The sequence below is a fragment of the Kluyvera cryocrescens NBRC 102467 genome, from assembly GCF_001571285.1.
GTDB lineage: Bacteria > Pseudomonadota > Gammaproteobacteria > Enterobacterales > Enterobacteriaceae > Kluyvera > Kluyvera cryocrescens.
Genome location: NZ_BCTM01000012.1, coordinates 20,123 through 34,707, shown reverse-complemented (window position 1 = coordinate 34,707; position 14,585 = coordinate 20,123). Strand labels below are relative to the sequence as shown.

Sequence of the window (14,585 nt, the reverse complement as noted above, 5' to 3'; positions counted from 1 at the left end):
GGGATAATCCCGGTTTTTTTGTCTTTAGTGGTTTGAGAACCAGTTGAGTCTGTCGCGAAGCCCCACCACGCGGCCGACGATAATCAGCGCCGGGCTGGCCATCTGCTGCGCCAGTTCCCCCAACTGCGTCAATTGACCGTCAATCACCCGCTGGGTAATCGCCGTACCATTCTCGACGATAGCCACCGGCATATCGGCCTGCATACCGTGCTCAATCAGCTTTTGCTGGATGGTGGCCGCCTGATTAAGCCCCATGTAGAACACCAGCGTCTGTTTCTCAGCGGCCAGGTTTTCCCAATCCAGCTCCCCGCCGGTCTTCAGATGCCCGGTAACCAGGCGTACGCTCTGCGCATAGTCGCGATGGGTCAGTGGAATGCCTGAGTAGGCAGAGCAGCCTGAAGCGGCGGTAATGCCCGGCACGACAGAGAAGGGGATACCGGCATCGCACAGCGTTTCCAGCTCTTCACCGCCGCGACCGAAGATGAATGGGTCGCCGCCTTTCAGGCGCACCACGCGTTTACCTTGCTGCGCCTCGCGCAGCAAAATCTGGTTAATTTCATCCTGAGGGACGCAGTGGTAGCCCGCACGTTTGCCCACGAAGATACGGTCGGCATCGCGGCGCACCAGGTCCATTATATCGTCGGAAACCAGTCGGTCGTAGACCACCACGTCCGCCTGTTGAATTTGCTGGAGGCCTTTCAGCGTGAGCAGCCCAGCATCTCCAGGCCCAGCCCCCACGAGCACGACTTCGCCGCGATGATCCAGCGGCGTATTGAGCAGGTGCTCGGTGGTTTCGGCGATAGCCTGCTTATCCTGATTCGCCAGCGATTGCGCCAGGCGGTCATTCATAAACAGTTTTTCCCAGAAACGGCGGCGCTCGCCCATGGTGGCAAACTGTTGCTTCACGCGGGCGCGGAGCTGCCCTGCGTAGAGTGCGACCTGACCCAGATGCTGCGGCAGAACGGCTTCCAGCTTTTCGCGTAGCAGGCGTGCCAGTACCGGCGAGGTACCGCCGGAAGAGACGGCGACCATCAGCGGTGAGCGGTCGATTATTGAGGGCATAATGAAGCTGGCGGCCTTCGGCGCATCCACCACGTTGCAGAAGATACGGCGCGCCTCCGCTTCATCGCTCACCCGTTGATTGACGGCATCGTCGTCGGTGGCAGCAATGGCCAGCCAGCAGGTGTCCAGCAGCGCGGGCTGAAAATCACCGATTGCCAGCGTGAGCATTCCCGCATCGGCCCAGACGTGAAACTGTGGGACGTAATCCCGGGCATTTACCGTCAGACGCGCGCCCGCGTCGAGCAGCAAGCGTGCTTTACGTTCAGCAACATCACCGCCGCCGACCAGCAAGCAGTCGCGATTGCGCAGTTGGCAAAAGATGGGTAAGTGATCCACGGGACAACCTCACGGAATTAGCAAAGGAAATACACGAGATGAATAATGCGGATAAGGATAACAGCAGACATCGTATGGGATACACGATTTTTCCTGCTGCTACCCCTTTAAGGTCATAAGTTTTAGCTATTACTTATGCCCAAACGTTCAGACGTTTATACCTGTCATGCTTCAAGCCGCCGGCGTGCTGGCTGTGTTCACTGACCCCCAGTGACGCGTTTATCGACGCGCCTGGCGATTGGCTATCCTGCCATCTTCCGGCTGCTCGAATTAGTTAAGGCGTAGCTGTACCTGACCGTCTTTGACGCGCGCTTCATAATGGGTGACGGAATGACTTTCGTCTTCCATACACAGCCCGTCACGCAGGCGGAAGCGCTGCTTTTTCAACGGGCTGGCGACCCACAGTTCGCCCTGATGTTCAGCGATCAGACCGCGAGAGAGCACGCTCGACTCGAAAAACGGATCGATGTTGCTGATGGCGAAAACCTGGTCGTCGGCATAAGGACGAAACACGGCGACCTGTTTGTCGCCCAGCAGCGCACAAACGCCCGTTGCTGGTAGGATTGCGTCAATCTTGCAGATATTTACCCACTGGCTCATGCGTTTTCCTCCACCAGAGTGACTGGGATACGTTCATACGGCGTAGCCGGACGATGCTGTGCACGCTCGGCAACCACCTGGACATTCGGGTCACGCTGCTCGCTGTTGATAAAGTGTTTGAAACGAACCTGAGCGGCCGGATCGTTAACCGTTTCAGTCCATTCGCAGGCAAACTCGGCGCGCAGGCGGGCGATCTCTTCTTCCAGATGCTGGTTGAGGCCCAGTTTGTCGTCAATGATCACGGCGCGCAGATAGTCGATACCGCCTTCCATGTTATCCAGCCACGGAGCGGTACGCGTCAGCTTATCGGCGGTACGGATGTAGAACATCATGAAGCGGTCGAGATATTTGACCAGCGTGTCGCGGTCGAGGTCAGCTGCCAGCAGATCCGCATGGCGCGGTTTCATGCCGCCGTTACCGCAGACGTACAGGTTCCAGCCTTTCTCGGTAGCAATAATGCCCACATCTTTGCCCTGCGCTTCCGCACATTCGCGGGTACAGCCGGAGACGCCAAACTTCATCTTATGCGGCGTACGGATGCCCTTGTAGCGGTTTTCCAGCTCGACGCCGAAGCCTACGCTGTCGCCCACGCCGTAACGGCACCAGGTGCTGCCTACGCAGGTTTTGGCCATACGCAGCGCTTTGGCATAGGCATGACCGGTTTCGAAGCCGGCTTCAATCAGCTGACGCCAGATTTCCGGCAGGTCATCTTTCTGCGCCCCGAACAGGCCGATACGCTGAGAACCGGTGATTTTGGTGTACAGATTAAACTCGCGGGCGATACGACCGACAGCTACCAGGCCTTCCGGCGTGATTTCGCCGCCTGCGGAGCGCGGGATCACGGAGTAGGTACCGTCTTTCTGGATGTTAGCCAGGAAGTTGTCGTTGGTGTCCTGCAGCGGCGTGTGCTGCGGCTTCAGGATGAATTCATTCCAGCAGGAAGCCAGCAGGGAACCAACGGTCGGCTTACAGACTTCACAGCCGTAACCTTTGCCGTATTTCGCCAGCAGCTCATCAAAGGACTTGATACCTTCGACGCGAATCAGGTGATACAGCTCCTGACGGGTAAAGGCGAAGTGTTCGCACAGGCTGTGGTTAACTTCGATACCCTGTTTCGCCAGCTCAGCGTTCAGCACCTGAGTCACCAGCGGGATACAGCCACCGCAGCCGGTGCCGGCTTTAGTTTCAGCCTTCAGCGCCGCGACGGTATGGCAACCTTTGTTGATGGCGGCGATCAGTGCGCCTTTAGTCACGTCGAAGCAGGAGCAAATCTGTGCGCTGTCCGGCAGTTTGTCGACGCCGATTGACGGTTTACCGCCGCTGGCATGCGCCGGCAGAATCAGTGAGTCTGGATTTTCCGGCAGTTCAATCGCATTCAGCGCCAGCTGCAGCAGGTTGCCGTAGTCGCTGGTGTCACCCACCAGCACTGCGCCGAGTAGCGTTTTATTGTCTGGGCTAACGATCAGGCGTTTGTAGACCTCTTTGTTTTCATCGAGGTAAACGTAGCTGCGTGCGCCAGGCGTACGGCCATGAGCATCGCCAATACCACCGACGTCTACGCCCAGCAATTTCAGCTTGGCGCTCATATCCGCACCCTGGAAGCTGTTTTCGCTGCCGAGGATATGGTCAACGGCAACCTGCGCCATTTTGTAGCCCGGCGCAACCAGGCCGTACACGCGGTTTTTCCAGCTAGCACATTCGCCGATAGCATAGATATCTGGGTCAGAGGTCTGGCAGCTATCATTAATCATAATGCCGCCGCGCTGGGCGACTTCGAGACCGCACTGGGTAGCCAGTTTATCGCGAGGGCGAATACCGGTGGAGAAGACGATAAAGTCGACTTCAAGCTGGCTGCCGTCGGCAAAGCGCATGGTTTTACGCGCGTTCTCGCCTTCCTGCACGATCTCTTTGGTGTTCTTGTTGGTGTGAACCTTCACACCCATGCTTTCGATTTTGCGCTTCAGCTGCTCGCCGCCCATCTGGTCGAGCTGCTCGGCCATCAGCATAGGGGCAAATTCGATAACGTGAGTTTCGATGCCGAGGTTTTTCAGCGCGCCAGCGGCTTCCAGGCCCAGCAGACCCCCGCCGACCACCGCACCGCGTTTGCTACGGCGCGCGCAGTTCTCAATGGCGTTCAGATCTTCAATCGTACGGTAGACGAAGCAATCCTGAGTTTCAGAACCTTTGATTGGCGGGATCCATGGATAAGAACCGGTGGCCATAATCAGCTTGTCGTAAAAGACGGTACGGCCTGCGCTGGAGTGAATCACCTTCTCTTTGCGGTTGATGGTGATAGCGCGTTCGCCGACCAGAACCTTCACACCGTGCTTCTCATAGAAGCCTTCACGTACCAGGGACAGCTCTTCTGCCGTGTGGTGAGAGAAGTAAGACGAGAGGTGGACACGGTCGTAGGCGATGCGGGGTTCTTCACAGAAGACGGTAATATCGAACTGGCTAGCGTCGGCTTTATCGAGAATATCCTCAATAAAACGGTGGCCGACCATGCCATTACCGATAATTGCGAGTCTGACTTTGCTCATTTTTGCCTCGATTTCTATTCTAATACTGCCTACCTTAACGATTCAGCTATTGCGATTATTGATTCAAATCAATTTAGCCTTTAGCTACCCCTTAATGAGTAGAGTGATGATTTTTAAGTGGTTTTGTAAGTTGCGGAAAATACTCAACTTTATCTTGAGGTGGTTTTTTGTACAAAATGAGCAAATAAACGGCAGGAAGGTGTGCGTGGCAAAGAATGACTCAAAGACGCCCCTTCTCGCTAGAAAAGGGGCGTTGTGGGTTAGTGAGACGCGTTCGCCGCGTGTTGGCGATGACGGCTCACAAAGCCGAGGATAAGACACATCACGAAGACGACGGCGTACAGTGCGTTCGCGGTGGTCAGTGCAGCCAGTGGGCCACTGCTGGCCACAATCGGGCCAGTCACCACGAAGGTCAGCATGGTGCCAATGGTGCCGCAGGTCAGAACAAAGTTAACCAGTTTTGGGGAGGCGACTTTGGTCTGCAAGGAACCCAGCGTAATGATAGAGGTGTAGATCGCGCTGGAGAAGAAGCCCAACGTCAGAATGAACCAGGCCAGATGCTGCGGGTCGCCGTGGTTGAACAAATACATCATGACGGTAGCAATGCCCGCCAGCACCGTCAGGATACGCTGCAGGTCGAAGAAGCGCAGGATGAAACTAAAGGCCCACATGCCGAACATGTAAGACATCCAGAAATCGCTCACCAGTTTGCCGGCGTCATTCAGACTCATGCCGAGGCCTTTAGCGTATTCCGGTACCCAAGAGATAAAGCCCAACTGGCCAAGGATATAGCACAGCGCAGCGATAGACAGGAACAGAACGCCGATACCCCATTTTTCTTTCGCCACCGGCTGGTCTTCCTGCTGCGCTTTTTTGCCCAGTACAGGGAAGTCGCAGCCGAAGGTCAGAATAAAGATCGCCACGTAAACCAGACCAATACAGGCATATACCCAGTACCACTCAATGCTGCGTGCCAGGAGAACAGCGGCGACCATCGGGAAGATCATCCCTGCCATGCTGAAGAAGGAGTCGGTAAACAGCAGGCGTGCACCGCGCTGACGTCCTTCATACATGTGGGTGATAAGGAACGTACCAATCGACATGGTAATCCCGCTGACCAGGCCCAGAACGAACATGGCGGCGGAGAACAGCGCAAGGCTGTGAGTGGTCATCAGACCCGCAACGGCGAGAACCATCAGCACAAAACCAAAACGCAGCTGCGTTTTCAGCGGCACGATTTCCATCAGCCAGGCATTGAGGAAGATGGAGATCAGGATCCCGGCGTTCAGGAAGGTGAAGGTGTTACTCATGCTGGAAACGGGCAGATTAAAGTAATCGGCAATATTTCCCATCACCATCCCGGTGACGATCACCAACGCGCCGGTAAGGGCGTAGGAGAAGAAGCTAATCCATGTGAGCTTGATACGGTTGCTGTTAGTCATGACTGGCCTGTGAATAGTTGTGTAAAGCGCATTGACTCTGCGCTGAGCGTGCAGATTTTATTCACTGCAGTGATGTATTCATAGTTTTATTACGCAAACAATGACGTATTACATTGTTCGATGTGATCAAGATCACAAAAATGAATTCACCATTTCTTACCCTGATCATTATAAGCGTTACATCCACGTAAACTTTAGTAAAGCACTGGCCTGTGGGGCTCAGCCTCTTTAGAATCAAGCCACTTGCTTTCACTACTGCACTCGTTAAAGGAATTCTCATGCTCAAATCAACTCTGGCGGCCGTGGCGGCTGTTTTCGCTCTCTCCACTATGGCGCCTGCGGCGCTCGCGGCGACCAACAACCCGCACGTGCTGCTGACCACTTCGGCCGGTAACATCGAGCTGCAGCTGGATAGCCAGAAAGCGCCAGTATCGGTTGAAAACTTCCTGAAATACGTCAACAGCGGTTTTTACAACAACACCACGTTCCACCGCGTGATCCCGGGCTTTATGGTTCAGGGCGGCGGTTTTAACGAGCAGATGCAGCAGAAGCAGCCAAACCCACCCATTAAAAACGAAGCGGATAACGGCCTGCGTAACACCCGTGGCACTATCGCCATGGCGCGTACTGCTGATAAAGATAGCGCAACCAGCCAGTTCTTCATCAACGTGGCGGATAACGCCTTCCTGGATCACGGCCAGCGTGATTTTGGCTATGCCGTCTTCGGCAAAGTGGTGAAGGGGATGGATGTCGCGGATAAAATTTCCCAGGTGCCGAGCCACAACGTTGGGCCGTATCAGAACGTGCCGTCTAAGCCTATCGTTATCCTGTCAGCAAAAGTTCTGCCATAAACGAGGCGGGGCGGCATCAGCATGAGGCTGCCGCCCGTATCGCTAAAGCAGTAAGCACCCGGTAGAATGGCGGCAGATAAACGACCGGAGCCGCCATGATCCTGCTGATTGATAACTACGATTCTTTTACCTGGAACCTCTACCAGTATTTTTGTGAGCTGGGAGCCAGCGTAATGGTCAGGCGTAATGACGACATTACCCTTGATGAAATCGCTCAATTGGCGCCGGACAAAATCGTTATCTCCCCCGGACCCTGCACGCCGGATGAAGCCGGTATCTCTCTTGATGTCATTCGCCATTATGCGGGTAAAGTGCCGCTGCTCGGCGTCTGCTTAGGCCATCAGGCTATCGCTCAGGCGTTCGGTGCGCGCATTGTTCGCGCGACAAAAGTGATGCATGGCAAAACCTCACCGATTACCCACCAGCAGCAGGGCGTGTTTCGCGGCCTGAATAACCCGCTGACCGTCACTCGCTATCACTCACTGCTCATTGACCCGGATACCCTTGCCGACTGCTTTGAAGTCACCGCGCGCAGCGAAGCGGGTGAAATCATGGGGATCCGCCATCGTGAATGGGATCTGGAAGGCGTGCAGTTCCATCCGGAAAGCATCCTCAGTGAACAGGGGCATGAGCTGCTGGCTAACTTTCTCAATCGATAGTAGTTGCTATGGTGTGATTTTTTATGCATATTTTGTGGATAGAATTTCACAATCATTGCTGCATCGTTTGAAGAAGGGCATGACATGGTAACCAAACAACCTGCAATCACCCGCGCGACCTTCGATCAGGTCATTTTGCCAATTTATGCACCGGCGGAATTTATTCCGGTGAAGGGTAAAGGCAGCCGCGTGTGGGATCAGCAAGGCAAAGAGTACGTCGATTTTGCGGGCGGTATTGCGGTGACGGCGCTGGGCCATTGTCACCCGGCGCTGGTTGAGGCGCTGAAAAGCCAGGGTGAAACGCTGTGGCACACCAGCAACGTGTTTACCAACGAGCCGGCGCTGCGCCTGGGTCAGAAGCTGGTGGATGCCACCTTCGCCGAACGCGTGGTGTTTATGAACTCTGGCACAGAAGCAAACGAAACGGCATTTAAGCTGGCGCGCTATTACGCGTCGACTCGCCACAGTCCGTATAAAACCAAGATCATCGCCTTCCACAACGCGTTCCACGGGCGTTCTCTGTTTACTGTCTCCGTGGGTGGCCAACCTAAATACTCCGACGGCTTTGGCCCCAAGCCGGCCGATATTGTCCACGTCCCGTTTAACGACCTGCATGCGGTTGAAGCGGTGATGGACGATCATACCTGCGCTATCGTGGTGGAGCCTATTCAGGGGGAAGGCGGGGTCCTGGCGGCAACGCCGGAATTTCTCCAGGGCCTGCGCGCGCTGTGCGATAAGCATCAGGCGCTGTTGGTATTTGATGAAGTGCAAAGCGGGATGGGGCGTACGGGTTCACTGTTCGCCTATATGCACTACGGCGTGACGCCGGACATTCTGACCAGCGCCAAAGCGCTGGGCGGCGGTTTCCCGGTGAGCGCGATGTTGACCACCGAAGAGATCGCCAGCGCCTTCCACGTCGGCTCCCACGGTTCAACCTACGGCGGTAACCCGCTGGCCTGTGCCGTTGCTGGCGCCGCCTTCGACATCATTAACACGCCGGAAGTACTGAACGGGGTGAGCGCAAAACGCGAACGCTTTGTGCAGCACCTGCAGCAGATTAACGCGAAGTACGATGTCTTCAGCGATGTACGCGGTATGGGGCTGCTGATTGGTGCCGAGCTTAACGCTAAGTACAAAGGCCGAGCGCGTGATTTCCTCTACGCGGCGGCAGACGTGGGTGTGATGGTGTTGAACGCCGGCCCTGACGTAATGCGTTTTGCACCGTCGCTGGTGGTGGAAGAGGTGGATATTGACGAAGGTATGCAGCGTTTCGCTCAGGCCGTGGCAAAAATCGTCAGTTAGCCCGCCGTTTTAACCAGCCGCCGTGCCGTGGGCGCTGGCGCCAGGCCACTGAAGAGATAGTGTGCATGGTGTTCAGATGCCCCAGAATACGCTGGAGATGCTGTTCCATGGTGCTTAACGGCCCGTGGGACAGCGCGTCCGGTGCTTCCATGATGTTGACCTCACCGCTGCTCCCCGCCTCATCGTACTCCAGACGCTGCTGACAGCGCTGAAGCGCAATTTCACACGACTCCAGATATTGTTGCGCCAGATTGGGTGTCAGCATCTCATGCTCGCGCGCCAGCGTAGTCATGGCGTTGATATGCTCGACGATAAACTGGCTGTGGGTCACCCACAGCTTCATATCTTCCAGATAGCGCGAGTTGAAACCGGGCTCCTGCATGGCCTGATTGAGGGTGTTAAACAGCGTGTTGTGCGCCTGATTAACACGCATACGCAGATACGCCAGTTTGGGAGCCTGCGGGTCGGAGCTGAGAATCAAACGAATGGCTTCCTGGTCGGCCTCCAGCGCAGCCTGGGCGTTTTGCCGTAGCTGGCCGCTTTGCCACTGTGGCCACAGCCAGAGCATACCGCCAAAAGCAATCAGGCAGCCGATGATGGTGTCGATAAAGCGGGCAACGATAAATTGCTCGCCGTTAAGCGTCAGAATTTGCAGCGTATATACCGCAGTAACGGTGAAACCGACCGTCGCCCAGCCGTAGCTGCGGCGGATAATCAAATAGCTGCCGAGAGTAATGATCAGCATTCCGGAGAGCGTTAACCACTGTGGCGTATGGAAGTGCAGGGCGAAAGCGGCAATCACAAGGCCGGCAAGGGTGCCAGCAGCCCGGTGGAAAATGCGTACGCGGGTGGCGCCATAGCCGTTTTGCGTCACCAGCAGCACCGTCATCAGGATCCAGTACGGCTTGGGTAAATGCAGGGCCGTACCCATCAGGCTGGCAATACTCAGCATTACGCTCAACCGTGCGGCGTTACGCAGGGCCGGCGATTTTAGCGACAGATAGCTTTTCAGCGCCGGGAACAGCGGCAGCCGACGCTCTTTGTCAGCCATTAGGTTGCGCGGATACAGCGGGCGCTGGCCGCGTAGCACTTTGGCAATGCGGCTAAAGTGCCATGCGCAGAACTGGCCGACCGGGTTGTCCGGGTGCTGGTTGGCGATTTTTTCCAGCGCACCAATTTGTTTTTCCATCGTGAAGCGGCTGGGGTAGCGATGGTAGAGAATATCGTCGGCCAGCACGCGCAGGCGGGCAGCGACGGTTTGCGCGTTCCAGCGGATCACCGCTTCGGCGTGGCTGCGCTCAACCAGCTTTTGTACTTCTTCTGGCTGGTGCAGGCTAACCGAGATGTGTTCTTGTAAATCCAGAGCCACCTGAAATGCGCGCAGCAATCTCTTGTAATCGTTGTGCTGATTGGCCGCCAGCATGTGCATCTGCTGGTAGCACTGGGAGATCAAATCCACCACCTTCTGCTGACGATTCAACAGCGGAGGCAGGGCCGTGCTGGGGTCGGTGTGCTGAGTCAGCAGGCTGTATTTGGCTTCGCAATAATCGGCGAGCTGGCGATAAAGCAGACTGAGCGATTCCCGCAGCGGCTGCTCGCGCCACATCCAGAACCACCACCAGTTGAATAAACCGTACCACAGCGTACCCAGTGCATAGAGTAGCAATGGCTGCCAGATGGGCATATTGCCGGCGAGGCTGAGGGTGAAAATAGCGGCGATAAGCGAGGCCGGCAGCAGCCGTCCGTGCAGGGCGCTAATCTCCGCCGTGACGCCGAGAATCAGTGCTAGCCCGGTGAGTATCAGCGGCAGCGGGATTTCGTGTTCCAGCAAAAGCTGGACGGCAAGGCTACAGCCGGCAAACAGACAGCCGCCGATGGTCAGACGTTTGAAGAAACGCTTATGCGGAGTGTCAAGACCGGCAATATTGCAGCAGGCGGGCACCAGAGAAAACAGGAGACCTTGCTGAAGATGACCGAAAATCAGGCCGATGGCGACCGGCAAACATAACACCAGCGTTTGCCGCAGTGCATAGTTGACTTCCGGGTGGTAAATCAGCCTGCGCCACATAGGGGGAATAAAGAAAAACGGCATATTGTTGAGACAATATGCCGTTTAGGCTGGATCAGCGAGTACCGTAGACGACAATGGTTTTGCCGTGCGCGGAGATCAGGTTTTGATCTTCCAGCATTTTCAGGATACGGCCCACGGTTTCGCGGGAACAACCGACGATCTGACCGATTTCCTGACGGGTGATTTTGATCTGCATACCGTCTGGGTGGGTCATCGCATCCGGCTGTTTAGCCAGATTCAGCAGAGTCTGGGCGATACGTCCGGTCACGTCCAGGAATGCCAGGTTGCCCACTTTTTCAGATGTGATTTGCAGACGACGTGCCATTTGCGAAGACAGGCGCATCAGGATGTCTGGGTTAACCTGAATCAGCTGACGGAATTTTTTATAAGAGATTTCAGCAACTTCACAAGCGGTTTTTGCTCTTACCCATGCGCTGCGTTCCTGGCCTTCTTCAAACAGGCCTAACTCGCCGATAAAATCGCCCTGGTTGAGGTAAGAGAGGATCATCTCTTTGCCTTCTTCATCCTTGATGAGTACTGCCACTGAGCCTTTCACGATGTAATACAGCGTCTCTGCCTTTTCACCCTGGTGAATCAGCGTGCTCTTCGATGGGTACTTATGAATATGGCAATGAGACAAGAACCATTCGAGAGTCGGGTCTGTTTGCGGTTTGCCAAGCACCATGCGCGGTTATCCTCTGTTATAAGCTCTTTCCAGCGGCAAAACCTTGCAGCCACTGGTTGCAATAGTATCCTTCCCGTTACCTGGGAAGTCGGCTGTCGAATCGTGCCGCAGCCTGTAATGTGATGTCCTCTGCATACATGCAGTACGTTTATGTATTACCGTAGCATCCTGACTGTTTTAGCATAGCTTTAGCCGCGTGTCTCCTGGTGTCTCGCTTCAGCATGACGACGATCGCCTTCCGTTGCGAGAATTGTTATGTGCGCGTAATCTGAGAAGAAAATTGCAACCTGGGAGTTAAAAATTATGCAAGCACGTGTGAAATGGGTTGAAGGGTTAACCTTCCTCGGCGAGTCCGCTTCAGGACATCAGATTTTGATGGACGGCAACTCTGGCGATAAAGCGCCAAGCCCAATGGAAGTGGTGCTGATGGCCGCGGGAGGATGTAGCGCCATTGACGTGGTGTCTATCCTGCAAAAAGGTCGCTACAACGTGACCGACTGCGAAGTGAAGCTGACGTCTGAACGTCGCGAAGAGGCGCCGCGCCTGTTTACCCATATTAACCTGCACTTCATCGTGACCGGCAAAGAGCTCAAGGACGCCGCTGTTTCGCGTGCGGTCGATCTGTCCGCGGAGAAGTACTGCTCCGTAGCGCTGATGCTGGAAAAAGCGGTCAACATTACCCACTCTTACGAAGTGATCGAGGGGTAATCCCCCTCGACGTTAGCGTCGGCCTTCCATCAGACGCTGCACCAGCGGCGTCATGATGAGCTCCATGGCCAGCCCCATTTTCCCGCCCGGCACCACCAGCGTGTTCATATGTGAAATAAACGATCCCTGCAGCATAGCCAGCAGCCACGGGTAGTCGATCCCTTCCAGATTGCGGAAATGAATCACCACAAAGCTTTCATCCAGTGATGGGATGCTTTTCGCTGCGAACGGGTTTGAGGTGTCGACGGTGGGCACGCGCTGGAAGTTGATATGCGTGCGGGAGAACTGCGGCGTAATGAAGTTGATGTAGTCTTCCATGGAGCGCACGACGGAGTCCATGACCGCTTCGCGCGAATGCCCGCGTTCGCCGGTGTCACGGATCATTTTCTGGATCCATTCGAGGTTGACGATTGGCACCACGCCTACCAGCAGATCAACGTGGCGCGCGACGTCGTGCTGTGGCGTAACAACGCCACCGTGCAGCCCTTCATAAAACAGCACATCCGTCGGTTCCGGCAATGGCTGCCAGGGGGTAAATGTTCCCGGCACCTGATTCCACGGCACCGCCTCATCATAAGTGTGCAGGTATTTACGCGATTGCCCTTTGCCGTTAACGCCGTAGTCGCGGAAGGTCTGTTCCAGCAGGCCGAAGTCATTGGCGTCTGGGCCGAAGTAGCTGATATGGCGGCCTAAATCGCGGGCTTTACGAATCGCCATATCCATCTCTGGGCGCGTATAGCGATGGAAGCTGTCGCCTTCGACTTCGGCGGCGCGCAGATTGAGCTGGCCGAAGATCTTACGGAACGCGAGGCTGGTGGTGGTGGTTCCCGCCCCGCTGGAGCCGGTGACGGCAATAACTGGATGTTTGGCAGACATGCGAATAACTCCCTGAACAGGCTACCGGAAGCGGGGTGCGCTTCCGGTAAGTATAGTTAACCGCGAAATTGGTTACGGGGCATGATGTTGACGGTCTCGTGAAGTTCGGACCACACCAGCACCGCTTCGCCTGTTTGTAGCTGCTGTTTTACGTCGGCGACCTTTTGCGCAAGTGAACGTTCATATTCACCATAATCAGTGCCTTCGCGCAAGACAAAGCTTTCAATCAATCGTTCCAGCGTTTCCGGGTCGAGATCCTGCCAGGGAATGATCATGCCTTAGCTCCAAGCCAGGTCATCAGCCAGCTGGGAATGCGTTTTTCCAGCCACATTTCCGGGTGACGAAGGGTGCCGCCGATAAATCCGACGTGGCCACCGTGCTCGGTTAGCTGGTACTCGACGTTATCCGGCAGCTCTTCCTGGGCTGGGATTGAATGGTGATCCATAAACGGATCGTCCTTCGAGTGAATGATGAGCGTCGGCTTGGTAATTTTGCTAAGGGTTGGCATCGCGCTGCATTGGCGATAGTAGTCGATAGCGTCGGCAAAACCGTGGATCTTCGAGGTGATCGAATCATCAAATTCGCGGATCCGGCGCATGCTCTTCAGTTGACGCAGGTCGACCGGCAGAGAACCGGGATAGGCCTTTAGCTTACGCGCGGCGTTGCCTTTGAGCAGGTTCAGCAGATAGCGTTGATAAACCCGCGAGAAGCCTTTATCCATATGATAGCTACAGGCTTCGAGCATAAACGGAGCAGAGACGATTACCGCGGCATCGATCGGCACGTCGTTACCCTCTTTTGCCAGCAGACAGGCCAGCATATTCCCGCCCAGCGAGTAGCCGACAGCCGCCGTTGGCGCGGGGCCAAATTCACGGGCTAACCAGCGTAAGAACCAACTGCCATCCTCCGTTTCACCGGAATGGTAAATACGGTTCAGGCGATTAGGTTCGCCGCTACAGCCGCGGAAATGCATCACAACGCCCAGCCAGCCTTGCTGTTTTGCGGCGTTAATCAGCCCGTGGGCGTAAGGGCTGTAGAGGCTGCCTTCCAGACCATGAAACACCACCAGCCGCGGTTTATGCCGCGCGGCCTCAGGATCTTCACTCCACGCTAAATCGACAAAATCGCCATCCGGCAGTTCAAGGCGTTGCCAGCATGGCGTGAACTGCAGCTTGCGGCGGATAAGACGCGGCAGCATCGTCTGTAGATGACGATTGCTGATACCGCGCATCGGCACAAAGTCCGCGCTGCTTGAGGTGTCGATGTTGAGGTCGTGGTGGGTTGTGTCAGTCATAACTCGCGATGTTCACTTAAAATCTGGCGCCTACTATACCGCCACTTTGCCATTGTGTTTATGAAAATGAGGCATCAGTAGCCTTTTTTGCCCCTGTCGAATCTGATCCTAATCACAAATTGTTACTTCAATTATTACTCTCAAGCTAATGATTCGTGC

13 protein-coding genes are annotated in these 14,585 nt (G+C 55.4%); 4 read left to right on the top strand and 9 right to left on the bottom strand.

Annotation, left to right across the window (positions count from 1 at the left end; genetic code table 11):
* Positions 1 to 24 precede the first annotated feature (24 nt).
* The 4 genes from cysG to tsgA form a co-directional block, all read right to left on the bottom strand.
* Positions 25 to 1,398: a siroheme synthase CysG gene (gene cysG, locus KCR01S_RS09795; RefSeq protein ID WP_061282521.1), complete on the bottom strand. Its 1,374-nt coding sequence runs from the start codon at positions 1,396 to 1,398 to the stop codon at positions 25 to 27.
* A gap of 270 nt (positions 1,399 to 1,668) precedes the next feature.
* Positions 1,669 to 1,998, bottom strand: a complete 330-nt coding sequence (nirD, locus tag KCR01S_RS09790) for a nitrite reductase small subunit NirD (RefSeq protein WP_061282519.1) — start codon at positions 1,996 to 1,998, stop codon at positions 1,669 to 1,671.
* The gene (nirB, locus tag KCR01S_RS09785) at positions 1,995 to 4,538 is read right to left on the bottom strand and encodes a nitrite reductase large subunit NirB (protein WP_061282517.1); all 2,544 of its coding nucleotides are present in this window, start codon (positions 4,536 to 4,538) and stop codon (positions 1,995 to 1,997) included. Before nirB ends, nirD begins: the two co-directional genes overlap by 4 nt.
* Before the next feature lie 260 nt (positions 4,539 to 4,798).
* Positions 4,799 to 5,980 carry an MFS transporter TsgA gene (gene tsgA, locus KCR01S_RS09780; protein ID WP_061282515.1) on the bottom strand — a complete coding sequence of 394 codons (1,182 nt, stop codon included), beginning with the start codon at positions 5,978 to 5,980 and terminating at the stop codon, positions 4,799 to 4,801.
* 278 nt (positions 5,981 to 6,258) lie between these two features.
* Here tsgA and ppiA point away from each other — a divergent pair, with 278 nt between their 5' ends.
* From ppiA to argD, 3 genes are all read left to right on the top strand, one after another.
* Positions 6,259 to 6,831 (top strand): peptidylprolyl isomerase A, encoded by a 573-nt coding sequence (ppiA, locus tag KCR01S_RS09775; RefSeq protein WP_061282513.1) that lies wholly within the window; start codon positions 6,259 to 6,261, stop codon positions 6,829 to 6,831.
* 95 nt (positions 6,832 to 6,926) lie between these two features.
* Positions 6,927 to 7,490, top strand: coding sequence for an aminodeoxychorismate synthase component 2 (gene pabA / locus KCR01S_RS09770; protein WP_061282511.1), 564 nt, complete (start codon positions 6,927 to 6,929; stop codon positions 7,488 to 7,490).
* An 84-nt stretch (positions 7,491 to 7,574) separates the two neighbouring features.
* Positions 7,575 to 8,792 carry a bifunctional acetylornithine/succinyldiaminopimelate transaminase gene (gene argD, locus KCR01S_RS09765; protein WP_061282509.1) on the top strand — a complete coding sequence of 406 codons (1,218 nt, stop codon included), beginning with the start codon at positions 7,575 to 7,577 and terminating at the stop codon, positions 8,790 to 8,792.
* Here the strand turns inward: argD and KCR01S_RS09760 are convergent.
* Both KCR01S_RS09760 and crp read right to left on the bottom strand, forming a co-directional pair.
* Positions 8,785 to 10,860, bottom strand: a complete 2,076-nt coding sequence (locus tag KCR01S_RS09760) for a YccS/YhfK family putative transporter (protein WP_061282652.1) — start codon at positions 10,858 to 10,860, stop codon at positions 8,785 to 8,787. The two genes, argD and KCR01S_RS09760, sit on opposite strands and share 8 nt — an antisense overlap.
* 55 nt (positions 10,861 to 10,915) lie before the next feature.
* Entirely contained in the window at positions 10,916 to 11,548 is a 633-nt protein-coding gene (gene crp / locus KCR01S_RS09755) for a cAMP-activated global transcriptional regulator CRP (RefSeq protein WP_039332728.1), read from the bottom strand.
* Positions 11,549 to 11,851: 303 nt separating this feature from the next.
* On the opposite strand from crp, the gene KCR01S_RS09750 reads away from it, so the two are divergent.
* Positions 11,852 to 12,256: an OsmC family protein gene (locus tag KCR01S_RS09750; protein WP_052282806.1), complete on the top strand. Its 405-nt coding sequence runs from the start codon at positions 11,852 to 11,854 to the stop codon at positions 12,254 to 12,256.
* Positions 12,257 to 12,268: 12 nt separating this feature from the next.
* Here the strand turns inward: KCR01S_RS09750 and KCR01S_RS09745 are convergent, their stop codons facing one another.
* Genes KCR01S_RS09745 through KCR01S_RS09735 form a run of 3 tightly spaced genes read right to left on the bottom strand, consistent with a single transcriptional unit; the run spans position 12,269 to position 14,426 of the window.
* Positions 12,269 to 13,132, bottom strand: a complete 864-nt coding sequence (locus KCR01S_RS09745) for a phosphoribulokinase (RefSeq protein ID WP_061282507.1) — start codon at positions 13,130 to 13,132, stop codon at positions 12,269 to 12,271.
* Positions 13,133 to 13,188: 56 nt separating this feature from the next.
* Positions 13,189 to 13,407 carry a YheU family protein gene (locus KCR01S_RS09740; protein ID WP_061282505.1) on the bottom strand — a complete coding sequence of 73 codons (219 nt, stop codon included), beginning with the start codon at positions 13,405 to 13,407 and terminating at the stop codon, positions 13,189 to 13,191.
* The gene (locus KCR01S_RS09735; protein ID WP_061282503.1) at positions 13,404 to 14,426 is read right to left on the bottom strand and encodes a hydrolase; all 1,023 of its coding nucleotides are present in this window, start codon (positions 14,424 to 14,426) and stop codon (positions 13,404 to 13,406) included. The genes KCR01S_RS09740 and KCR01S_RS09735 overlap by 4 nt, the downstream gene beginning before the upstream one ends.
* Positions 14,427 to 14,585 lie beyond the last annotated feature (159 nt).